17 protein-coding genes and 1 tRNA gene are annotated in these 20,717 nt (G+C 65.7%); 4 read left to right on the forward strand and 14 right to left on the reverse strand.

Features of this window, described 5'->3' with window-relative positions; translation table 11 throughout:
• Positions 1 to 99 precede the first annotated feature (99 nt).
• The 6 genes from VIR62_RS03035 to VIR62_RS03060 all read right to left on the reverse strand — a co-directional run bounded on the left by VIR62_RS03035 (position 100) and on the right by VIR62_RS03060 (position 5,379).
• Positions 100 to 2,958 (reverse strand): TonB-dependent receptor, encoded by a 2,859-nt coding sequence (locus VIR62_RS03035; protein ID WP_431868587.1) that lies wholly within the window; start codon positions 2,956 to 2,958, stop codon positions 100 to 102.
• Between the two features lie 207 nt (positions 2,959 to 3,165).
• Entirely contained in the window at positions 3,166 to 3,954 is a 789-nt protein-coding gene (locus VIR62_RS03040; protein ID WP_431868589.1) for a hypothetical protein, read from the reverse strand.
• Positions 3,897 to 4,106, reverse strand: coding sequence for a terminase large subunit domain-containing protein (locus tag VIR62_RS03045; protein WP_431868701.1), 210 nt, complete (start codon positions 4,104 to 4,106; stop codon positions 3,897 to 3,899). The genes VIR62_RS03040 and VIR62_RS03045 overlap by 58 nt, the downstream gene beginning before the upstream one ends.
• A gap of 233 nt (positions 4,107 to 4,339) precedes the next feature.
• Complete coding sequence (locus VIR62_RS03050; protein WP_431868590.1) at positions 4,340 to 4,807, reverse strand: PIN domain-containing protein; 468 nt, start codon at positions 4,805 to 4,807, stop codon at positions 4,340 to 4,342.
• Positions 4,804 to 5,034 carry a type II toxin-antitoxin system Phd/YefM family antitoxin gene (locus VIR62_RS03055; protein WP_431868592.1) on the reverse strand — a complete coding sequence of 77 codons (231 nt, stop codon included), beginning with the start codon at positions 5,032 to 5,034 and terminating at the stop codon, positions 4,804 to 4,806. The genes VIR62_RS03050 and VIR62_RS03055 overlap by 4 nt, the downstream gene beginning before the upstream one ends.
• A 66-nt stretch (positions 5,035 to 5,100) precedes the next feature.
• Positions 5,101 to 5,379 carry a hypothetical protein gene (locus VIR62_RS03060; RefSeq protein ID WP_431868593.1) on the reverse strand — a complete coding sequence of 93 codons (279 nt, stop codon included), beginning with the start codon at positions 5,377 to 5,379 and terminating at the stop codon, positions 5,101 to 5,103.
• Positions 5,380 to 5,711: 332 nt separating this feature from the next.
• Between VIR62_RS03060 and VIR62_RS03065 the strand changes: the two genes are divergently transcribed.
• Positions 5,712 to 6,206: a hypothetical protein gene (locus VIR62_RS03065; RefSeq protein WP_431868594.1), complete on the forward strand. Its 495-nt coding sequence runs from the start codon at positions 5,712 to 5,714 to the stop codon at positions 6,204 to 6,206.
• A gap of 178 nt (positions 6,207 to 6,384) precedes the next feature.
• On the opposite strand, the gene VIR62_RS03070 is transcribed toward VIR62_RS03065, so the two are convergent.
• The 4 genes from VIR62_RS03070 to VIR62_RS03085 all read right to left on the reverse strand — a co-directional run bounded on the left by VIR62_RS03070 (position 6,385) and on the right by VIR62_RS03085 (position 10,711).
• Positions 6,385 to 7,356: a glycosyltransferase family 2 protein gene (locus VIR62_RS03070; protein WP_431868595.1), complete on the reverse strand. Its 972-nt coding sequence runs from the start codon at positions 7,354 to 7,356 to the stop codon at positions 6,385 to 6,387.
• Between the two features lie 115 nt (positions 7,357 to 7,471).
• Positions 7,472 to 8,995, reverse strand: coding sequence for a trigger factor (tig, locus tag VIR62_RS03075; protein WP_431868597.1), 1,524 nt, complete (start codon positions 8,993 to 8,995; stop codon positions 7,472 to 7,474).
• A gap of 62 nt (positions 8,996 to 9,057) precedes the next feature.
• Positions 9,058 to 9,142 (reverse strand) — tRNA-Leu (locus VIR62_RS03080).
• Between the two features lie 159 nt (positions 9,143 to 9,301).
• Complete coding sequence (locus VIR62_RS03085) at positions 9,302 to 10,711, reverse strand: methyl-accepting chemotaxis protein (RefSeq protein WP_431868598.1); 1,410 nt, start codon at positions 10,709 to 10,711, stop codon at positions 9,302 to 9,304.
• 111 nt (positions 10,712 to 10,822) lie between these two features.
• Here VIR62_RS03085 and VIR62_RS03090 point away from each other — a divergent pair, with 111 nt between their 5' ends.
• Together VIR62_RS03090 and VIR62_RS03095 are read left to right on the forward strand one after the other, a co-directional pair.
• Complete coding sequence (locus VIR62_RS03090; RefSeq protein ID WP_431868600.1) at positions 10,823 to 12,004, forward strand: vWA domain-containing protein; 1,182 nt, start codon at positions 10,823 to 10,825, stop codon at positions 12,002 to 12,004.
• 76 nt (positions 12,005 to 12,080) lie between these two features.
• Positions 12,081 to 14,099: an amidohydrolase family protein gene (locus tag VIR62_RS03095; RefSeq protein WP_431868602.1), complete on the forward strand. Its 2,019-nt coding sequence runs from the start codon at positions 12,081 to 12,083 to the stop codon at positions 14,097 to 14,099.
• Between the two features lie 25 nt (positions 14,100 to 14,124).
• Here VIR62_RS03095 and VIR62_RS03100 read toward each other — a convergent pair whose 3' ends face one another.
• From VIR62_RS03100 to VIR62_RS03110, 3 genes are read right to left on the reverse strand one after another with little or no spacing between them, the layout of a single operon-like run.
• Entirely contained in the window at positions 14,125 to 15,594 is a 1,470-nt protein-coding gene (locus VIR62_RS03100) for a tetratricopeptide repeat-containing sulfotransferase family protein (RefSeq protein ID WP_431868604.1), read from the reverse strand.
• Positions 15,591 to 16,796, reverse strand: coding sequence for an exo-beta-N-acetylmuramidase NamZ family protein (locus VIR62_RS03105; RefSeq protein ID WP_431868605.1), 1,206 nt, complete (start codon positions 16,794 to 16,796; stop codon positions 15,591 to 15,593). The genes VIR62_RS03100 and VIR62_RS03105 overlap by 4 nt, the downstream gene beginning before the upstream one ends.
• Positions 16,797 to 16,799: 3 nt before the next feature.
• Positions 16,800 to 17,327: a DOMON-like domain-containing protein gene (locus tag VIR62_RS03110; protein ID WP_431868607.1), complete on the reverse strand. Its 528-nt coding sequence runs from the start codon at positions 17,325 to 17,327 to the stop codon at positions 16,800 to 16,802.
• 59 nt (positions 17,328 to 17,386) lie between these two features.
• Here VIR62_RS03110 and tyrS point away from each other — a divergent pair, with 59 nt between their 5' ends.
• Positions 17,387 to 18,616, forward strand: coding sequence for a tyrosine--tRNA ligase (gene tyrS / locus VIR62_RS03115; RefSeq protein ID WP_431868608.1), 1,230 nt, complete (start codon positions 17,387 to 17,389; stop codon positions 18,614 to 18,616).
• 24 nt (positions 18,617 to 18,640) lie between these two features.
• On the opposite strand, the gene recG is transcribed toward tyrS, so the two are convergent.
• Positions 18,641 to 20,698, reverse strand: a complete 2,058-nt coding sequence (gene recG / locus VIR62_RS03120) for an ATP-dependent DNA helicase RecG (protein WP_431868610.1) — start codon at positions 20,696 to 20,698, stop codon at positions 18,641 to 18,643.
• Between the last annotated feature and the right edge of the window lie 19 nt (positions 20,699 to 20,717).

Below are 20,717 nucleotides of genomic sequence, written 5' to 3' on the forward strand. Positions count from 1 at the left end.
GGCAATCGTCGAGCAGCGAAGAGCGCGCGCAGGCCGGCCAGCGGCGCCTGACGCCGGCCGGCGTCACGGGATCGACGCCCGTGACGCCTGCCCCTCGACCTACATCTGCACCGTCGCCCGCGCATAGAAATACCGGCCCGGCGCGTCATAGAGTGTCGGGTCGAAATTGTTGAGGTCGCAGGTGAGGCAGGCCGGCGGATCCTTGTCGAAGAGGTTGTTGACCCCGATCGCGAAGCCGAAGGCGTCCGAGTCCGGCAAGGTGAAGCGCAGCTGCACGTCGGTATAGAAGCGGCTGTTCATGACGTTGCCGCCGTCCTCCCGCAGCTTCGATATGTAGCGCCCGGTGATGGTGGCCCCGAAGTTGGCCATGTCCCAGTCGATCATGCCGATGGCCTTCCATTTCGGGAAACCCTGCGACGGGCTGCCTACCTCCGTTCCCTCCCGGCTGATGACGTTCACGCCCGTCGACGTCGGAAGGATCACGTCGTAGTTGCGCAGGAAGGTGTTGTACCAGGAGAAGCCGAAGCGGCCGATCCCCGTCTCGTCGGTCCGATAGAGGACGTTGAGATCGATGCCGTCGGTCTCGATGGCGGCGATGTTCTGGAGCAGCCCAGATACCTGGGTGAGCTGGGCGCCCGCGCGGGTGACCAGCGCGCAGGCCGCGGGATCGTTATTGACGACGCAGTTCGCGACGGTCACCTGCGCGTCGACCGTCTGGATCGCGCCGTTGACCTCGATATCGTAGTAATTGGCCTCTACCGAGAAGCCCGGCAGGAAGGACGGGCTGTAAACCCCGCCCAGGACCCAGCTCTTGGACGTTTCGGGCGCCAACGCCTCGTTTCCGCCGACAAGCACTGAAATCTGCGGATTGGCCTGCTGATAGCTCCCGTTGGCGGGGACGCCGGCCACGATGCAGTTGGCGCGCACCGTGGCGTCATTCTGGAATCTGCGCGGCGCGGTGTTGGTGGGATGGGACGAGCAGGGGTCGTCGAGCGTCTGGTCGAAGCGCGATTGTGTTCCGAACAGCTCGCCGATCGAAGGCGCCCGGAAGCCCTCGGCGAAGGATGCGCGCAGCCGCAGGTCGTTGATCGGCTTCCAGTTGACCCCGCCCTTGAACGTCGTCGTCGAGCCCGACGTCGAATAGTCGGAGACGCGCACCGCGCCGTTGAATTCGAGCAGGTCGACGAACGGCAGGTCGGACAGCACCGGCGCGTTGATCTCGGCATAGGCTTCCTTGACCGAGTAGCTGCCCCGCGTCGGCTGCGCCGGGATGTCGGAGCTGAAGCCGGCGGCGACGATCGGGTCGGGGTCGAACCGGCCCTTGAGCTTGCGATACTGGAGGCCCGCGGCCACACCGAGCGGACCGCCCGGCAGGTCGAACAGCTCGCCCGAAATGTTGCCGGTGACGTCCCAGGTCGATTGCCGGCTGCTGTCGTTCTGCACGAAGGTCACGAAGTCGATCATCTCCTGGGTGATCGAGCCGGCCCCGCCGAACAGGTTGAACGGCACGCAGGGGTCGGTACATCCGGCGATCGGGCCCAGCGCCTGACGCAGCCGGCCGGAGTGGATGTTGCCGAACATCCGCTGCTCGGCCTTGTTGCGGCCGTAGGCGCCGTTGATGTCCCAATACCAGTCACGCCCGCCCAGCTCGAAATGGCCGTCGAGGGTGGCGACGCCGTAGACGGTTTCGACGGTCTGGTTGAACCGGCGCGGCCCACCCTCGACGAAGCGGCGCAGGATGAAGTCCATGTTGCTCGCGTCGAGCGTCACGCCGAAGGGATTGAACGGGTTGGTGGCATCGACCGTCGTCCCGTCGAGCACCGGCGTGATGCCCGCCGCCGGGCCGATGCCGAACGGCAGCGGCGCTGCCCGGTTCTTCGACTTGCGCTCGTTCCAGATGCCCTTCACCGAGAAGTTGACGTCCGGCGTGATCTCATAGCGCAAATTGCCGAACACGCCGTACCGTTCGAGCGGAATCTGGATGTAGTTGAAGGGCGCGAAGTTGAACCGGTCGTCCGGATCGACGAACGGCCGGAAGTCGGCGGGCGTGGCCGGGCGGCCGATCACCGGCCCGTTCAGCGTCAGGTCGGGCCGCTGGCCCGGGCCCGGGCCGAATATCGAATAGCGCCCGTTGGGCAGGAAGCCCGAACAGCCGCCGGCCGCGCAGCTCGTGGCGTAGGGGGCCGGGAATCGCGAGATCGCCCGGTCGACGGCGTTGATCGGATCCTGCTTCACGTAATTGCCGCCGACCACGATCTGCAGTGGCCCGTCGCCGCCATTGCCCCAGCTCAGCTGGTAGTTCTGGGTGGTGCCGTCGCCCTGCTCGAACACGCCGATCTGGGCGGAGGCTTCAAGGCCCTCCTGCCGTTTCTTGGTGATGATGTTGACGACGCCGGCGATCGCGTCCGATCCGTAGATGGCCGAGGCGCCGTCCTGCAGCACCTCGATCCGCTCGATCGCGCTTTCGGGGATCGAGTTGAGGTCGGTGGAGCCGGGCACGCCGCTCGCCGAAGCACCCAGCACATAGCGGACGCCGTCGACCAGGACGAGGACCCGGCGCGATCCCAGGTAGCGCAGGTCGATCTCGGCCGCCCCGGCGCCGACGCCGCCGCCGTCCGGCGGGTTGCCGAGATTGCCGCTGTTGTTGAACTTGGAATTGAGGCCGCCGCCCGAGCTCGGCAGGCGCTGCAGCACGTCGTTGATCGAGTTCAGACCGGTCTTGGCGATGTCCCCCCCGTCGACGACGACCATGGGCGCATCCTGAGACAGCGGGTCGCGGCGGATGCGCGAGCCGGTGACGACGATCGCGCCCTCCTCCGCCTCCGCCGCCGTCGAAGCCTGTTCGTCCGGCTGCTCGGGAGGGGTCATTTCCTGCCCGAAGGCCGGGGCCGCGAGCCCCGCGGCGACGGTCGCGAGCGAGACCCAAGCGAAACGACGCACTTTAAGAGACTGCGACATTATTTGCCCCTTTCACCGTTCGGGACCGCGGAGCTCGCGGCCGCGCAGCTGAATAATATTCTCGAACGGGAAAGTTCCGGCGGCGAACCGGCATAGGTCGTCTTGGGCGCCGATTTGCGGTTCTTTGTTGCGCCCAGGTAACACTTGGTCCCTATTAGAGGACCCTCACCCGCGGCTCCGCCCTGGCCTTCTCGAACAGCTCGCTCATCACCCACACCATCGCATCGGACGGTCGGGGCTGCCCGCCCCCTGATAGCCGGCATAGGTGAGCCCCATCAGCTCGTCCTCCAACTCGGGAAACCGCCCCGCCAGCCGCGCCTCGCCGGTCTCGAACCTCAGCGCCACCGGCTCCGCCCGCGCCGCCTTTCCCCTGGTCGCGCTGACCAGCCTGACCGGAAGCGACGAGTCCACGCCCCTCAGCACGCTCTCGACCATGTCCCCGCCCTGGTTCTTCTCGGCGACGATCTTCTGCGCACCCCAATGCTTCGCCGCCCCAGCCACACGCCGCGCCCAGCCTTCGGAACGCAGGCCGGACACGCTAACGTCCGCCAGCACGTAGGCGACACCGTCCGCGCCCAGCCCGCACACCACGACCCCACACGCATCGCCCGACGCGGAGGCTGGCGGATCGACGCCGACGACAACACGCTCCATCCGAGGCAAAGTACCCCTTTGCCTCGAACACTCGATCATCTCCCGCGTCCAAAGCGCCCCCGGCAGATCCTCCAGCAGCACCCCGTCCAGCTCCTGCCGGCCGAGCCGCGTGCCGCCGTACATTTCCGTCACTGCCTCCCGGAAATCGGCGGGCAGATGCGGGTTCTCGTCCGTCCGCCCCCGCGTCGCCCCGCTGCGCTTCAGCCCCAGCACCCGCTTCAGCAGCGGCACCGGCTGCGGCGTCGTCGTCACGATCGTGCGCGGCGCCTCCCCCAGCCTCAGCATCAGATTGTCCCAGGCCGCATCGGCGCGACCGTGTCCTGAGCCTGTCGAAGGGGCCATTTCGCCAGCTCGTCGCACCAGGCGAAATCATGCTGCGGCCCTCGCAATTTCCCCGGCCGCTCGGCGCTATAGGCAAAGCCGCGGGCGCCCGAGGGAAAGAGAAACAGGCCCCGGCTCGCAATCCACCTGGGGCTCTCGTCCGACCGCGCGATGGCGAGGAGACCACTCTCCCCTTCCCACCATCACCTTCGCGACTTCATCGAGGCTCGCCGCCACCAGCGCGATCCGCGCGTCCCTGTTCTCCCGCGCCCGCGCCCAGACCCACTCGGCCCCCGCCAGCGTCCCGCTCATTCATGAGTTAGAACATATCAGGAACGATGTAGGAAAGTGTTTTTACCAGGATGGTTCAGAAAATCAGAGGCGGGAGAACCGCCTTATTATTTGGTCACGAGGTCGTTTCCAGTAGCGAGCTCAATTTCGGATGCGTCGGCTCGGCAAACGGATTGACGATCGTCAGCCCCCGCGTGACGAAGCCGTGCTGTCTGTCTTCGGAGAGGAGCAGCGTGCAGCCTGCGTCGGCCGCCGCAGTCACGATCAGCGCGTCCCAATATTGCAGCTTGTGATCGACTACGAGATCGGCGGCAGAAAGAGCCGTTCGCGCTACCGACGCCGACGTGCCGAACGAATCCGCGAACTCGAGCAGGATTGCTCGGGCCTCTGTCGCCGACGCGCCCGAACGGCGCAGGACGACGAACAATTCGCCCAAAGCCTGGGCGGGCGCGATCAGACTCGCCGCTTTCGACAGCCGCTCCAGCCAATCGCGCGCCCTCTCGACCTTAGCGTCATCTTCGGCGGTGCGACTGACCCCGGCGAGATAAACGAGAATATTGCTGTCGAGCGCGACCCGCGTCATTCGTACAGATCGGCGCGGGACCAGGCGCCGGAACGGCGGAGAGGCAGTCCCTTCACGAACGTCAGCAGCTTTTCGATCGAACGCTGCTCAGAAGCGCGATCGACCGCTGAGACGCGCGCGACCGGCCGCCCCCGCGACATGATGGTGAAGCTCTCGCCGTCGGCGACATCCCGAAGTAGCTCCGAGAAGCGCTGGTTGGCCTCGCTGGCGCTGATGGCTCGATCCATGGAAGGAAGTTAGTGGAAAACACTAACTATTGCAAGATGTCTCAGCCCTGCCCCGAACAATCCGCCTCAATCGTCATCGTCGCGGTAATAATCGCGATAATAGTCCCGATAGCGGCGATCACGCTCGCGATAGTAACGGCGGCTCCGGCGGTCGTCGCGATAGGTCCGGCGCTGGACGTAGCGGTCGCAATAGCCGTCTTCGCAATAGGTATCGACGATCCGCTCGCGGACGACGCCGTTGTTGGACGAGCTGTTCGAGCTGGTGTTCGACGACTGGCTGTCCGCCTGGGCCGCGCCCGCCGTCAGCGCCGCCACGGCGGCGAAAAGGATAAGCTTGAGACGCATGACTCTCTCCTTCGGCTTTGCTCGCCTTGATCCGGTCCACCTTGATCCGGCATCGTGGCGTAATCCCGCCTGAACGAGCAGGCTGGACGGCGGCCGGGCATCGTGCCCCGTCGCGAAGAAGCGTCGTTTCGTCGAGGTCCGAGGTTCAGGCATCGGAAAAGCGACCCATCGCGCCCTAGGCACGTCTGGTCCCGTCGCCAGTCCGGCGCCTCCGAATCGGCGCGGATAAAAAGGCTGCTCGTCGGTTTACCTTCCATCTGCTGCGGCCTGCGGGCCGCGACACGAGACGGTGCCGGCGTCGCCGGCGACGTGCCTGAACCAAGGGAGAAGATATGATGAGAACCGCCGCTTTAGCGATAGCGCTTCTGATGAGTGGCGCGGCGATCGCGCAGACCTATGAGACCGACACCAATGTCGATGCCGATGTCGGCGTGCAGCCCGATACCGATCTGGATGTCGATGCCGATGTCAGCACGCAGACCGACGTGACGACTGATCCCGGCATGACCACCCAGACCGATACGACCACGACGACTATGGCACCGACGCAGACCCCGGTGACGACGGCCATGGCTCCGGCCAGCGCCGCGGTCGTCGCGCCGGGCAATGACGATCCGGAGCATGACGCGCGCGGCATCGCCGTCCTGTCGGACCCGGCCGTCGTTCCCGCCGGCTGGAACGGCATCACCGGCACGGCCGTCGGCGGCCCGCTCGTCGATCCGGCGACCGGAGAGACCGTCACCGCGGTCGACGATTCCCATCCCCCCTGCACCGCGGAAGTGACCGACAACTGCCTGCAGACCTACGAACGGGGCCGCGCCGACTAGGCCCTCCGAACGACAAGATCCCCCGCCCCGCGCCTTGCGCCGGGCGGGGAATTTTTTTGCCTATTCGAAGCGCGGCCGCCTTGGCCTCCCCTCCCTGGAAGGGAGGGGCCGGGGGTGGGTTCCGCCGAGGCACTCGGCGGCTGCGCGGTATCCGCTTCGGTGGTTCGGGCGCTTCGCCCTACCCACCCCTAGCCCTCCCTTCCAGCGAGAGGGACTCATCCTCTCCCACGGCCGGAAAGCTCAGATAGTGGAGCCGCCGTACCTCGCGCCGCCCGCGTACGACGGTGTCGAGGATGAGGCCGGTCATGAAGCTCAGGGCCGCCACGATCATCATGCCGGTGACGAGCACCGCCGTCGGGAAGCGCGGAACGAGACCGGTCTCGGCGTAGGTGATCGCGAGCGGGACGGCGAGGACCACGGCCGCGACCGCCAGCGCCAGGCCGAAGCTGCCGTAGAAGAGAACGGGCCGCTCGATGCGGAAGAGGTGGCCGATGGTCCGCATGATGCGCCAGCCGTCGCGCCAGGTGGAGAGCTTCGATTCCGAGCCTTCGGGGCGGGCGCCGTAGGCGGTCTCCACCTCGGCCACTGGCATGGCGAGCTCCAGCGCGTGGACGCTGATCTCGGTCTCGATCTCGAAGCCGCGCGAGAGGGCCGGGAAGGACTTGACGAAGCGGCGGGAGAAGACGCGGTAGCCCGACAATATGTCGCTGAAGGTGCGGCCGAAGATGCGCGCGAGGATGCCGGTCAGCAGGCGATTGCCGAAGCGATGCCCGCGCCGATACGCCTCCTGCTCCTCCGATTTGCGCGAGCCCACGACCATGTCGAGCTGCTCGCCCATGAGGCGCTCGACCAGCGCCGGCGCGGCGGCCGCGTCGTAGGTCGCATCGCCGTCCGCCATTACGTAGATGTCGGCCTCCACGTCGGCGAACATCCGCCGCACGACATGCCCCTTGCCCTGCATTCGCTCGGTCCGCACGACGGCGCCGGCCTCGGCCGCGGCCTCGCGGGTGCGGTCGGTGGAGTTGTTGTCGTAGACGTAAATGCGCGCCGTCGGCAGCGCGGCGCGGAAGCCGGCGACCGTCTGCCCGATCGCCGCTTCCTCGTTATAGCAGGGCAGAAGGACGGCTATGCGAAGATTGGAATCCGACAAGGAGCGCCCCCTGAATTCCCTCTCCCCTGAGAGGAGAGGGTTGCGTAGCCTTAGCGACGAAGGAGCTTAGGCTAAGCTGGGTGAGGGTGAAAGCGTCTGCGGACGGTCGCCGTGATTACTTCTTCGCCGCGGCTTTCTTGGGCGCGGCTTTCTTGGCGGCGGGCTTCGCCTCGGCCTTGGCTTCCTTCGCCGGAGCCGCGGCCTTCTTGGCAGCCGCCTTCTTCGCCGGAGCCGCCTCGGCCTTGACCTTCTTCGCGACCGGCTTCTTCGCGCCATGGTCATGACCGCATTCCGGCCCATGGACGTGGCCTTCCTCGGCCTCGATCTCATGCTCCAGCACGTCGCGCGTCACCGTGCGGTCGCTGATCTCGGCCTTGGCGAAGAGGAAATCGACCACCTTGTCCTCGAACAAAGGCGCCCTCAACTGCGCCGCCGCCATCGGTTCCTGGCGGACATATTGGACGAACTTCTCGCGGTCGGCGGGCTTGTACTGCTGCGCGGCCTGGATGATGAGCTGGTTCATCTCCTGCTGCGTCACCTCGACGCCATTCTTCTGACCGATCTCGGAGAGGAGCAGGCCGAGGCGGACGCGGCGCTCGGCGATGGCGTGATACTCGTCCTTTTCCTTCTCCATCTCGGCGAGGGCCGCCTTGGGGTCGGCCTCGTGGCTCGCCTCATGCTCGAGCTGGCGCCAGATCTGGTTGAACTCGGCCTCGACCATCGAGGGCGGGACCGGGAAATCGTGGGACGCGGCGAGCTGGTCGAGCAACTTGCGCTTCATGTGGGTGCGGGTGAGGCCGTTCAGCTCCTGCTCGATCTGGCCCTTGAGGAGGCCGCGAAGCTGGTCGAGGCTTTCGAGACCCATCGCCTTGGCGAAGGCGTCGTCGGGCTTGGCCTCGCGCGGCGTCTGCACCTCGTTGATCGTGACGTCAAAGGTCGCTGCCTTACCCTTGAGGTATTCGACGTTGTAGTCGGCCGGGAAGGTAACGTTTATCGTGCGCTGCTCATTGGCCTTGGCGCCGATCAGCTGGTCCTCGAAGCCGGGGATGAGACGGCCGGAGCCGATCTCGATCGACATGCCCTCGCCCTTGCCGCCTTCGAACGGCTCGCCGTCGACCTTGCCCTCGAAATCCATGAGGACGAGGTCGCCCTTCCCCGCCTTGTGCGCGGGCTTGGCGGGGTCGAAGCTCTTCTGGCCCTGGGCGAGGTCGACGAGCGCCTTGTCGACCGCGGCGTCGTCGGCCTCGACGGTGAGGCGCTCGAGCTTCAGCTTGTCGATCTTGGCCTCGGGCACTTCGGGAAGCGTTTCCAGCTCGACCGTGACGACCGCATCCTTGCCGGGCTCGCCGCCTTCCTTGAGCTCGATCGCGGGCTGCATCGCGGGACGCAGCTTCTCGTCCTGCATCAGCTTCTGGACGCCTTCCTGGATGGCGGTGTTGAGCGCCTCCTGCTGGAGCGCGGGACCGTGCATCTTGCGGACCAGGTTAGCGGGCACCTTGCCGGGGCGGAAGCCGGGCATGCGGATGCGCGGCGCCACCGTCTTCAGCTCCTTGTCGACGCGAGCGTCGATGTCCTTGGCCGGAATGGTGATCTTGAAGGCGCGCTTCAAGCCCTCGTTCAACGTCTCGACAGTCTGCATGGTGGAGCCAAACCTTCGTTCGATGGATTTCGTGTGAGCGGCACTTCGCGTAGCGGCAAAGCTGGTGCGGGCGAAGGGACTCGAACCCCCACATCTTTCGATACCAGGACCTAAACCTGGCGCGTCTACCAGTTCCGCCACGCCCGCAGGGCCGCCGGTCGCCGCGCGTCTATAGGCTGAGCGCCCGAAGCGCAAGGCGCGGATTGCAAAGCAATCGGCGCCTTGGGCAAGGACCAGCGCCAGCCCGGCCGGCCGGGCTGGCAAGCCGAGCCCGTCCGACGACGCGGCTTAGCCGCGACGCTAGCGCTAGCCCATCGCCTCGTCGCGATAAGCGAGCTCGAAATTGCCCCAGCGACGGCCGTTCACGTAGAGCGGCACGAACACATTCTTGACCGGCAGATAACGACCCTGCCCCAGGTCCATGCGATAGGTGACTAGCATCGCTTCCTTGTCGCTTTCGACGGCACGTCGGGTGGCCTCGTCCATGAAGTTGCGGCGATTGCGGCAATATTTGGCGTTCCACTCCGGATCGGGGCTCTGCGGCTGGGACCGCTCCGAAATATGCGTCGGCAGGTAGCCGTTGACGTCGGTCGCCGCCCCGGCGATGTGGCGCGGGTCGGCATTCTTGGTCCGGTCGAGGATCGGCCGGATATGCTCGTCGGCGAAGGCGCAGAAGCGCGTCTCATACTGGACCGGGTCGGTGCCGGGTATCGGCACGTAATCGAAGTCGAACACCGCAGCCGCGTCGATCTCACCCCGGGCGATGCCTTCCTCGATGGCCTGAGTGATTTCGCGCGTCGTTTCCTGCGCTCGTTCAATAAAAACGGTATCGTCGATCCGAACGCCGCAGCCCGCGAGCCGGTCGAGCATGTCCCCCGACAACTCCTCCAGCTTCGCCAGCCGCTCCTGCGCGGCATGGAGCTGGCCACCATTTTCCCGCGCGTCGGCGGCGAATGCGGAGAGACCCCCTTTCACGCTGTCGACGCTGTGCTGGATGAGTGCGGTGGACTGGGCGATGCCGTCGGTCTGCTGGTCGACCATGGCGACGATATCGGCGACATCGCGCACGGTGTCGTTGATCGTTCCGAAACTCGATTGCGCGACCTTGCTCTTGTCGACGCCGGTCTTGATCTCGGAAGTGACCGCCTCCGCCTCGCGCGTCAGGGAGGCGATTGTCGATGCGATTTCGCTGGTCGCGGCGCGGGTGTCGTGGGCAAGCTTCTTCACCTCGGCGGCGACGACGGCGAAGGAACGGCCTGCCTCCCCTGCCCTTGCGGCCTCGATCGTCGCGTTGAGCGCGAGCATATTGGTCTTGTTGGCGATGCCTTCGATGCTGCTGGAGACTTTCTGCACCTGGACCATCGCGTCGGCAAAGCCGGCCATGCGGTCGCCCAGCTGGACGACGAGGTCGGTGAGGTCGCTGAAGATGGCGATCGTGTCCTCGATGGCGACACGACCCTGGCCCAGCTTCTCGCGCGCCTGTTCGGCCAGCAGCCGCGCCTCGTCGGTCGAATCGGCGACCCGCGCCTGATCATCCATCAGGCGGGAGGTGACCTCCTCCAGCGTGTCCAGCGTCTTGAGGTGCGAGGAGATCCGGTCCGAAACGCCGGCGACATAGCCCGAAACGTCGCTGCATTCGATCGCCAGCGACCCGCAATTGCGTGCCACGATGTTGATCGCGTTTCCATCCGCCCGGTCGATCGCGCTGCTCGCCACGCCATTGCCCCCGCTTACTTGCGTCGCGCGCCGTTCTAGGAGCGAAATGTTGAGGGGTTCTTAACCACCGGCGCGCTGGTTTAGACGCCTCGGCTGGGCTAGAGCCGTCCCATGTTCTTCTCCTTCGTCGACGAGCTGCGCGCCGCGGGCATCCCCGCCTCGATGAAGGAGCATCTGATCTTACTGGAAGCGCTCGACGCCGCGGTCATCGCCGCGCGGCCGGAGGAATTCTACTATCTCGCCCGCGCCACCTTCGTGAAAGACGAGGGGCTACTCGACCGTTTCGATCAGGTGTTCGGCAAGGTCTTCAAGGGGATCGAAACCAGCTACGGCACCGAAGCGGTGCCGATCCCCGAAGAATGGCTGCACAAAGTGGCCGAGCTTTACCTGACGCCGGAGCAGATGGAGGAGATCAAGTCGCTCGGCTCCTGGGACGAGATCATGGAGGCGTTGAAAGCACGACTGGGGGAGCAGAAGGGGCGGCACCAGGGCGGCAGCAAGTGGATCGGCACCGGCGGCACCTCCCCTTTCGGCGCCTATGGCTACAATCCGGAAGGCGTCCGCATCGGCCAGGACGGCGGGCGACAGGGTCGCGCCATCAAGGTCTGGGACAAGCGCGAGTTCAGGAATCTCGACAATTCGAAGGAGCTCGGCACCCGGAACATCAAGGTCGCGCTCCGTCGCCTCCGCCGCTTCGCCCGCGAGGGCGCGGCCGAGGAGCTTGATCTCGACGCCACCATCGACGGCACCGCCCGCCGTGGCTGGCTCGACATCCGGATGCGGCCGGAGCGGCATAATGCGGTGAAGCTGCTCCTCTTCCTCGATGTCGGCGGATCGATGGATCCTCACATAAAGGTCTGCGAGGAACTATTCAGCGCGGCCCATAGCGAATTCAAGAACCTAGAATTCTTCTACTTCCACAACTGCGTCTACGAGAGCGTATGGACGGACAACCGCCGTCGCCACTCCGAGCGCACCCCCACCTGGGACGTGCTCCACAAATTCGGCCACGACTATAAACTCGTCTTCATCGGCGACGCCTCGATGAGCCCCTATGAGATCAGCCATCCCGGCGGTTCGATCGAGCATTTCAACGAGCAAGCCGGCGCCGTGTGGATGCAGCGGATGGTCAACACCTACCCATCTGCCGTCTGGCTGAACCCGCTCGGCGAGCAATATTGGGGATATTCCCAGTCCATCGGCCTCATCCGAGCCTTGATGCAGGACCGAATGTATCCGCTGACGCTGGAGGGGCTGGACGAAGCGATGCGGACGTTGAGCCGGAAGAACTGAGGTTAGCCGCAGCTTGTCATGAGCCTTGGCGGCGGGCATCGTTTCGCTCCTAGTCTAGCCAGGGGGCGCTTTCCTAATGCTGAAATATCTTCTCCTCGCGGCCACGATCCTGTCGGCAGCGCCGGCCATCGCCGAAGTCCAGGAATATCGCGTGCTTTCCGGCGGGAACGATGTCGGGCACCTCAAGGCCAACGTCGAGGCGCAGCGGGTGGCCATCGACTATGATTACAAGAATAACGGCCGCGGGCCGACCATCGCCGAGGTGATCGCGCTCGATGCCGAGGGTTATCCGGTCCGCTGGGACATCGACGGGGCGACCACCTTCGGCAACAAGGTCGACGAGAGCTTCGCGCGCGAAGGCGGCACGGCGACGTGGCGAGACGCGACCGGCGAAGGACAGGCGGCCGGGACCGACGCGCGCTTCTACGTGCCGCAGAACGGAAGCCCCTGGTCGCTGGCGTTGCTGGCCCGCGCCCTGCTCGCGGACGAGGACCGGAGCATGGTAGTACTGCCGGGCGGCACCGCCAGCCTTGTCGCGCGCGAGACGATGACGTTCGAAGGGCCCGACGGGCCGGTGGCGGCGACGATGTACGAGCTCAGCGGCCTCGATCTTAATCCCAGCTACTTGGCGCTTGATCCTGAAGGGAAGCTGTTCGCGCTGGCGAGCCCCCGCTTCGCCATTGTCCGCGCCGGCTATGAAGCGGCGGACCAGAAGCTCCGTGACTATGCCGAACAGCTCTCGACTGACCGTTTCGTCCGTATCCAGCAGGAGGCGGCGCACGATTTCGAAGGGCCGGTGCGGCTTCGTAACGTCTACATCTTCGATGCCCAAGACATGACCCGTAAAGGACCCTTTGCGGTCGTCTGGCATAACGAGCGGATCAGCAGCGTACAGCCGAACGACGCGCCCGCCACTCAGGGCGAGACGGTGATCGACGGCACCGGAGGCACGCTCGTCCCCGGCCTGTACGAGATGCATGGCCACATCTCGCAGGGCGGCGCGCTGCTCAACGTCGCCGCCGGGATCACCTCGGTGCGCGACATGGGTAACGAGAATGACGTGCTCGACGGTCTTATCCAGCGCGTTGACGCCGGGACCATCGCGGGGCCGCGGATCACCCGCAGCGGCTTCATCGAAGGTAAGAGCCCCTTCAGCTCGCAGACCGGTGAGCTGGTCGAGACGAAGGAGGAGGCGCTCGGCCAAGTGCGCTGGTACGCGGCGCGCGGCTACCATCAGGTGAAGCTCTACAATTCGATGACGCCGGAATGGGCGCCCGACCTGGTCGAAGAAGCGCACCGGCTAGGGCTGCAGGTCGCGGGACACGTCCCCGCTTTCTCCGATGCCGACGCCATGATCGAGGCCGGTTTCGACGAACTCACCCACATCAATCAGGTGATGCTCGGCTGGGTACTGGAGGAAGGCGAAGACACCCGAACCTTGTTGCGCCTCACGGCGCTGGATCGGCTCCCCGACCTCGACCTTTCCAGCGCTCCGGTGCAGCGCACGCTGGACATGATGGCACGCAATGACGTCGCCATCGACCCCACCATCACCATTCACGAGAATCTGCTGCTCGGCCGCAACGGGAAGGTGTCGCCGAGCTTCGCCGACATTTACGACCATATGCCGGTCGGCCAGCAACGCGGCCTGAAGGAAGCCTGGGCGGACGTTTCGGCGCCGGGCCAGGACGAGAAATATCGCGGTGCCTTCGAGCAGATCTTGGCCACGGTACGGATGATGAAAGCCCGCGGCATCTTCATGGTGCCGGGGACCGACATGGGCGGCTCCTTCGCCTATCACCGCGAGCTCGAACTGTTCCAGCGCGCCGGCTACACCGCGCCCGAGGTGCTGCGGCTGGCGACGCTCGGCATGGCGGAATATCTCGGCCAGGATGAGGATCTGGGCTCGATCGAGGACGGCAAATTAGCCGATTTCTTCCTCGTCACCGCTGATCCCACGAAGGACCTCAAGGCGCTCAAGGCGATTTCGATGGTGGTTGCCAATGGCACCGTCTACTTCCCGAGCGAGATCTATCCTCACTTCGGGATAAAGCCGTTCGCGCCGGCGCCCCAGATCGTAACCGTCGCTCAGTGACGGACGGGGGAGCGCCCGAGCCGGGTCAGCGCGCCCCTTGTTCGCCTTCGAGCACCGCCCGCACCTGTTTGAGGTGCCCCTCATAATTGCGCCAGCGGCCGGCGGAGCGGCGGTAGATGGGCTGACGCACCTGCCAGACGCTGGCCGTTCTCACCGCCGTATCCGTCTCGTGGAACGAAAGGCAGGCGTCTTCCCATTCCAGACCGCAGAAGGCGAGGAGGCGCTCGATGGTGGGCTTGGGCTCGGCGACCAAGGCTTCGTAGTCGAGGTCGTGGATGTCGTCCGGGTAGAGTGCCTGCCAGTGCGCCATCAGGCGGCGGTACTCGCCGTGCCAATGGGCCGTGTCCATCAGGTCGAGCGCGTAGGGCATGCTGTGGTCGAGGTGGAGGAAGTAGATCGATAGGATGTTGTCGATCGCCTCGCGGAGGGTGTGGATGATCTTCGCGTCCGGGAAGAGGGTCTTGATGAGGCCAATGTGGAGGAAATTGTCGGGCCGCTTGTCGGTGACGAGGTTGGCGCCGGGATGGATAGCGCGAAGCCGCTCCAGATAGGCGCGGCGGAGGCGATCGGGCATTTCGGGGTCGGCCTTCGCCGCCGCCTCGGGATAGGGCTGGAGTTCCGCCTGGATGAGGGCGGGGAGCAGGTTCATCTCACCGCCCGCCGTTACCCGGCTGTGGCTCGCCAATATCTGTTCGGCCAGGGTCGAGCCCGAGCGGAACAGGCCGCAGATGAAGATCGGAGCGCCCGTCGGTGTTCGCGCGTGGGAGACAGGGGCAGGGAAAGCCCGGATCAGGCGATCCACCAAGCTCTCCACGGCCGCGGCGGCGTAGCGGACCGGCGGGTTGGCGCTCTCGCGGCTGGCGGCGTTGGCCTCGCCATAGGCGGCGAAGGCCCCATCATAGGCCTCGGCGGCGTCGAGCGCCTGGCCGAGCGCGAAGCCTAGGTCCGCCCGATCGGCGGCACTGGCGCCCGGCCGCGCGATGGCTTGCCGCAATCGCTCAATCATGGGATCGTCCGGCCCCTCAATCGCCGTGAGCCCCGCGAGCCGCGTGAGGGCCAGCGCATTGTCGGGCTCCAGAGCCAGCACCTGCCCGTAGGCCCGCCGCGCCTCCGATCGATCCCCCCGATCCTCGTGGAGATTGCCGAGGTTGAGCCAGGCGGGCACGTAGCGCGGGTTGAGGGCCAGGGCCGCCTTCAGCTCCGTCTCGGCCTCGTCGCTCCGGGCGCGATGATCAGCGAAGATGACGCCGCGATTGAGATGGGCCTCCTCCGGCTGGCTAACCCCCCGGTCTAGCGCCTGCTGATAGGATGCCAGCGCCGCCTCGAATTGCCCGGCCCAGCGCTGGAGGTAGCCGAGATTGTACCAGCTGTCAGGCAGGTCCGGGCGAACGGCGAGCAGGCGTTCATAGGTTTCGATCGCCTCGCGTACCCGCCCGGCCCGCTGAAGCTCGGTGGCTCGCCTGAGCAGCGCCTCGGGCGTCTCGCCCGCCGTCATGGGTAGCGTAGATAGGGCAGACGTTCTTCCGCCCATGCCCGCTCGTCCGACAGGGTCAGTGCGTCCAGGTCTTCCGGCATCGCGGCCGCATCGTCCACCCATTCCCTAAGCGAAGGGCCACCGTTGATGACGTCGATGGCGAGCTTGCCAAACTCGTATTCGTAGGGGAAGTCGCGCCACAGCGGGTAATCGGGATAGAGGTGCCGGATCGCCTTGAATGCGAGCGCTTGGAGGCGCCACGGTTTGAAGGCCTCGTGGTCGTAAAAGGCGCCTTCGGCGTGGATCTGAAGACCATTACACAACCTGCTCGTATGTTTGTGAAAGGTCGGCTCGAACCAGCAGTGCCGTAGCGCGCAACCCTTCAACCACCCGGGTGCGAGGGAGTGCATTTCCCCCAAGACAGCCTTCGCGTCGATATCGGGCGCGCCGAACAGTTCGAGCGGGCGGGTGGTGCCCCGCCCTTCCGACAGGGTCGTGCCTTCCAGCATCACCGTACCGGCATAAGCGCGGGCCATGGTGAGGTTGGGGGCGTTGGGGCTGGGATTGATCCAGATGCGCTCTTCCAGCGGCCAGCCGTAACCGGGGGGGGCGTCGGGCTTGTAGCCGTCCATCTCGATGACGCGATAGGCGACGTCGCGCTTCATTCTCTCGACGAACCAGAGGCCCAACTCGCCGAGCGTCAGGCCGTGGCGCATCGGCATCGGCCCGGCGCCGACGAAGCTTTCCCAGCCGGAGCGAAGGACGAGGCCCTCGACAGGCCGCCCGGCGGGATTGGGTCTATCGAGCACCCACACTTCCTTGCCATGGTCGGCCGCCGCTTCGAGGACGTAGAGCAGGGTCGTGATGAATGTATAGATGCGGCAGCCCAAGTCCTGGAGGTCGACGAGCAGAACGTCGAAGGTGCCCATCGACTGACCGGTGGGGCGGCGCACTTCGCCATAGAGGCTGAAGACCGGGATGCCGTGGACCGGATCGGTATAATCCGGCGATTCCATCATATTGTCCTGCTTGTCGCCGCGCAGGCCGTGTTGCGGGCCGAAAGCGGCGGTGATGTTGAGGTCGTCGCAAGCGGCCAGGGCGTCGAGCGAATGGATGAGGTTTGCCGTGACCGAGGCCGGATGCGCGAGCAAGGCGACGCGCTTGCCTTTCAGCGGGGCACGAAGGCCCGGGTCGGCGAGAAGGCGATCGATACCGAATTTCATGGCTCAAGCTGCTGGCGGGAGTTGAAGCGCAAAGCAATCCTCATGATGAAAATCCGGACCCCCCGGCGGATGGGCTAGCGCCCAATAGGATTTACGGCCGTTCGTATCCTCGATTACCGCTGAAAGGCCGAGCTCAGCGGGCATTCCCATTGGGAAATTGAGCGTGGCGCGCAGTTCATAGCTACCGGCATGCGCGCTGGCTTCGATGACCGGCGGCTCCACCTCGGCGTCGATCCTGCCTTCGCGATAACGCTTGAAAGCATAAGCGGCCCACCGTGTGGAAGGTGCGAAATTGAACTCGTGATAGGCCGACCCGGCGGTCGGGCGGAGGAACGCCTCGAAACAGCTATGCTCCCACAGGCCTTCGCTGCGCGTCGGCGCCGCTGGAGACGGCAGGAGGACGTCGGCGATCGTTCCCGTCACGAAGTAGTGCAACGCCAATCCGCCGGGCTTCGGACGCTCGACCACCACTTCAATGCGTTTGACGGCATCGCAAGGCGTCTGCGGATGGCACCGCAACGTCAGTCGCATGCCGCCCCCGTTAGCAGCCCGATTGCCAGCCTCACCTCCGCCATGTAACCGCGCATCCCATGAGCCAGTACAAGTCCGACCTCCTCCGCCTACTCGACGAGCGCGGCTATATCCACCAGTTGACGGATGCCGAGGGGCTGGACGCCCTGGCGGCCAACGAGATCGTGCCAGGCTATATCGGTTTCGACGCCACCGCGCCTTCGCTTCATGTCGGCAGCCTCGTCCAGATCATGATGCTGCGGCGGATGCAGCAGGCGGGGCACAAGCCGATCGTGCTGATGGGCGGCGGGACGACCAAGATCGGCGACCCCTCCGGCCGCGACGAAAGCCGCAGGCTCCTGACGGACGCGGACATCCAGGCCAACATCGCCTCGATCCGGCGCGTCTTCGAACATTTCCTGACCTTCGGCGACGGGCCGACCGACGCGGTCATGCTCGACAATGACGAGTGGTTGAGCGGGCTTCAGTATATCGACTTCCTCCGCGACGTCGGGCCGCATTTCACGATCAACCGGATGCTGACCTTCGACAGCGTCCAGCTCCGCCTGTCGCGCGAGCAGCCGCTGACCTTTCTCGAATTCAACTACATGATCCTCCAGGCCTATGATTTCCTGGAACTCTCGCGCCGCGCCCAGTGCCGGCTGCAGCTCGGCGGCTCGGACCAGTGGGGCAATATCGTCAACGGCGTCGAACTTACGCGACGCATGGACGGCAAGCAGGTCTTCGGCCTCACCACCCCGCTCATCACCACTGCCGACGGCGCCAAGATGGGCAAGACCGCTGCCGGCGCCGTGTGGCTCAACGCCGACCAACTCAAACCCTATGATTATTGGCAATTCTGGCGGAACACCCAGGACGCGGACGTGGGTCGTTTCCTGAGGCTCTTCACCGACCTGCCGCTGGACGAGATCGCGCGACTGGAGGCTCTCCCGGGCAGCGAGATCAACGACGCCAAGAAGGTGCTGGCCGACGCGGCGACGGCCATGGCGCATGGCGCCGCCGCCGCCGCCGAATCGGCCGAGACGGCCCGCAAGACCTTCGAGCAGGGTGCGGTCGGCGATTCCCTGCCGACGCTGAAGGTCACAGGCGAAGGGCTGGGCATCGTCCAGGCGTTGACGGTGCTCGACTTCGCGGCGTCCAACGGCGAAGCGCGGCGCAAGATCGCGGAAGGGGCGGTGCGGCTCAACAATGTCGTGATCTCCGATCCGACCTTCACGATCGTGCTGGAGACGGACGAGCCGCTGAAGCTCAGCCTCGGCAAGAAGAAGCACGGGCTGCTGACGCGCTGATCGTCATCCGGATAACGGTTGGACTCAGCCGCCTCTCAGCAACCCCACCGCCGCATCGCGCTCCATCAGATAGAGCAGGGTCCGCGCCGCTTGTCCGCGCGGCCCCTCGAGGCCGCCGTCACGGTCCACCAGCAGCCGGGCATCATCCATCGCGGTCTGGGCCAACTCCTGGATTTGCTCCGGGCTGGCGAGCCGGAACTGTGCTTCGCCCGACTGCTTGGTCCCCAATATTTCACCGGCACCGCGCAGCCGCAGGTCTTCCTCGGCCATGCGGAATCCATCATTCGTCTCGCGCATCAGGGCGAGACGGGCGCGGGCGGTTTCGCTGAGGGTGTTGCCGCGCAGCAGGAGGCAGACGGAGCGTTCTTCGCCCCGTCCTACCCGGCCCCGCAGTTGGTGGAGCTGGGCGAGGCCAAAGCGGTCGGCCCCCTCCACGATCATCAGGCTGGCATTGGGTACGTCGACGCCGACCTCGATCACGGTCGTCGCCACCAGGACGGAAATTTCCCCGCGTTGGAATGACGCCATGACGTCATCCTTGTCGGGCCCCTTCATGCGGCCGTGAACGAGCCCGACACGGTCGCCGAAGCGGAGTTTCAGAACCTGCGCCCTTTCCTCGGCGGCGGCCTGGTCGGAGGCTTCGCTCTCCTCCACCAGAGGACAGACCCAATAGGCCTGCTTTCCCGCCGCGATGTGACGACCTAGCGCGTCCACTACCTCGGGGAGCCGCTCCGCGCTCAGCACACGCGTCTCGATCGGCTGGCGGCCGGGCGGCATCTCGTCGAGGCGGCTGACATCCATCTCGCCATAATGAGTGAGCGTCAGCGTGCGCGGGATCGGAGTCGCGGTCATGACCAGGAGATGCGGCGGCCGCTCGGCTTTCTCGGCCAGCATCATCCGCTGGGCCACACCGAAGCGATGCTGTTCGTCGACGACGGCGAGACCCAAGCGCTTATAGGCGACGTGCTGCTGGAAGATGGCGTGCGTTCCGACGAGGATATCGATCGAGCCGTCAGCCAGGCCCATCAGCGTCGCCTCGCGGGCGCGTCCCTTCTCCCGCCCGGTGAGGATCGCGACATTGAGCGGGAGACCGGCAAGCTGGCGGGACAGAGTCTCGTAATGCTGGCGCGCGAGGATTTCGGTGGGCGCGAGCAATGCGCCCTGCGCGCCCCCTTCGACCGCGATCAGCAGCGCCTTCAGGGCCACCAGGGTCTTCCCCGAACCGACATCGCCTTGAAGCAGGCGGAGCATCGGCACGCCCTGTTGTAGATCGCCCTCGATCTCCCCGATAGCGCGCGCCTGGGCACCGGTCGGCGCATAGGGAAGCTTGACTTGTCCGCGCAGGCGCCCGTCTCCCTTCAATGGTACGCCCTTTCGCTTGCGGGACGAGGCCCGGACCAGCATCAGCGCGAGCTGGTTGGCGAATATCTCATCATAGGCGAGCCGCTCGCGCGCCTTCCCCGCATGTCGCATACGGTGCGCCATCGACAACGCCTCGGCCCAGCCCGGCCATTCGCGCCGATTCAGCACGCTCGGCTCAACCCATTCGGCCAGCTCCGGCACCCGCGCCAGCGCCTGGCCGGCGAGATGCCCCATGCGGTTGTTGGTGAGACCTTCGGACAGCGGATAGACGGGTTCGCTCTCCGGCAGGGTCGCCGCTTCATCGGGCGCCAGCACATAATCCGGATGGACGATCTGCAATTCCTGCCCATACAGCTCCATCCGCCCGGAAACGACGCGCGGTTCGCCGATCTTGAGCTGCTTCTTCGCCCAGCCCGGACTGTTGAAATAGACGAGGCTTAGGTAATTCCCCGCCCGGTCTGTGGCGTGCACGCGAAACGGACTTCGCGGCCCGCCCTGGCGATAGTCGACGGGCGTCACCTCCACCGTCACCACCCGCCCGGCATCCGCTTGATCGACGATATCGACCCGCTTCCGCTCGATCCAGCTGACCGGCAGGTGAAAGAGGATGTCGACCACGCGCTCCAGGCCGAGCCGCTTCAGCGGCCTGGCGAGCGTCGGACCGATGCCCTTTAGCACCTCCACCTCGGCGAACAGCGGATTGAGAATGTCGGGCCGCATGACTAAGTGAGCGTTCCTA

It is taken from the genome of Allosphingosinicella sp., assembly GCF_036570505.1.
Taxonomy (GTDB): Bacteria; Pseudomonadota; Alphaproteobacteria; order Sphingomonadales; family Sphingomonadaceae; genus Allosphingosinicella.

What these genes read in the sequence shown, in the direction of transcription:
- VIR62_RS03095 (WP_431868602.1), top strand. Translation starts at nt 12,081, where the DNA reads ATGCTGAAATATCTTCTCCTCGCGGCCACGATCCTGTCGGCAGCGCCG.
- tig (WP_431868597.1), bottom strand. Translation starts at nt 8,995, where the DNA reads ATGCAGACTGTCGAGACGTTGAACGAGGGCTTGAAGCGCGCCTTCAAG.
- VIR62_RS03065 (WP_431868594.1), top strand. Translation starts at nt 5,712, where the DNA reads ATGATGAGAACCGCCGCTTTAGCGATAGCGCTTCTGATGAGTGGCGCG.
- tyrS (WP_431868608.1), top strand. Translation starts at nt 17,387, where the DNA reads ATGAGCCAGTACAAGTCCGACCTCCTCCGCCTACTCGACGAGCGCGGC.
- VIR62_RS03055 (WP_431868592.1), bottom strand. Translation starts at nt 5,034, where the DNA reads ATGGATCGAGCCATCAGCGCCAGCGAGGCCAACCAGCGCTTCTCGGAG.
- VIR62_RS03050 (WP_431868590.1), bottom strand. Translation starts at nt 4,807, where the DNA reads ATGACGCGGGTCGCGCTCGACAGCAATATTCTCGTTTATCTCGCCGGG.
- recG (WP_431868610.1), bottom strand. Translation starts at nt 20,698, where the DNA reads ATGCGGCCCGACATTCTCAATCCGCTGTTCGCCGAGGTGGAGGTGCTA.
- VIR62_RS03100 (WP_431868604.1), bottom strand. Translation starts at nt 15,594, where the DNA reads ATGACGGCGGGCGAGACGCCCGAGGCGCTGCTCAGGCGAGCCACCGAG.
- VIR62_RS03090 (WP_431868600.1), top strand. Translation starts at nt 10,823, where the DNA reads ATGTTCTTCTCCTTCGTCGACGAGCTGCGCGCCGCGGGCATCCCCGCC.
- VIR62_RS03060 (WP_431868593.1), bottom strand. Translation starts at nt 5,379, where the DNA reads ATGCGTCTCAAGCTTATCCTTTTCGCCGCCGTGGCGGCGCTGACGGCG.
- VIR62_RS03105 (WP_431868605.1), bottom strand. Translation starts at nt 16,796, where the DNA reads ATGAAATTCGGTATCGATCGCCTTCTCGCCGACCCGGGCCTTCGTGCC.
- VIR62_RS03035 (WP_431868587.1), bottom strand. Translation starts at nt 2,958, where the DNA reads ATGTCGCAGTCTCTTAAAGTGCGTCGTTTCGCTTGGGTCTCGCTCGCG.
- VIR62_RS03040 (WP_431868589.1), bottom strand. Translation starts at nt 3,954, where the DNA reads ATGGCCCCTTCGACAGGCTCAGGACACGGTCGCGCCGATGCGGCCTGG.
- VIR62_RS03110 (WP_431868607.1), bottom strand. Translation starts at nt 17,327, where the DNA reads ATGCGACTGACGTTGCGGTGCCATCCGCAGACGCCTTGCGATGCCGTC.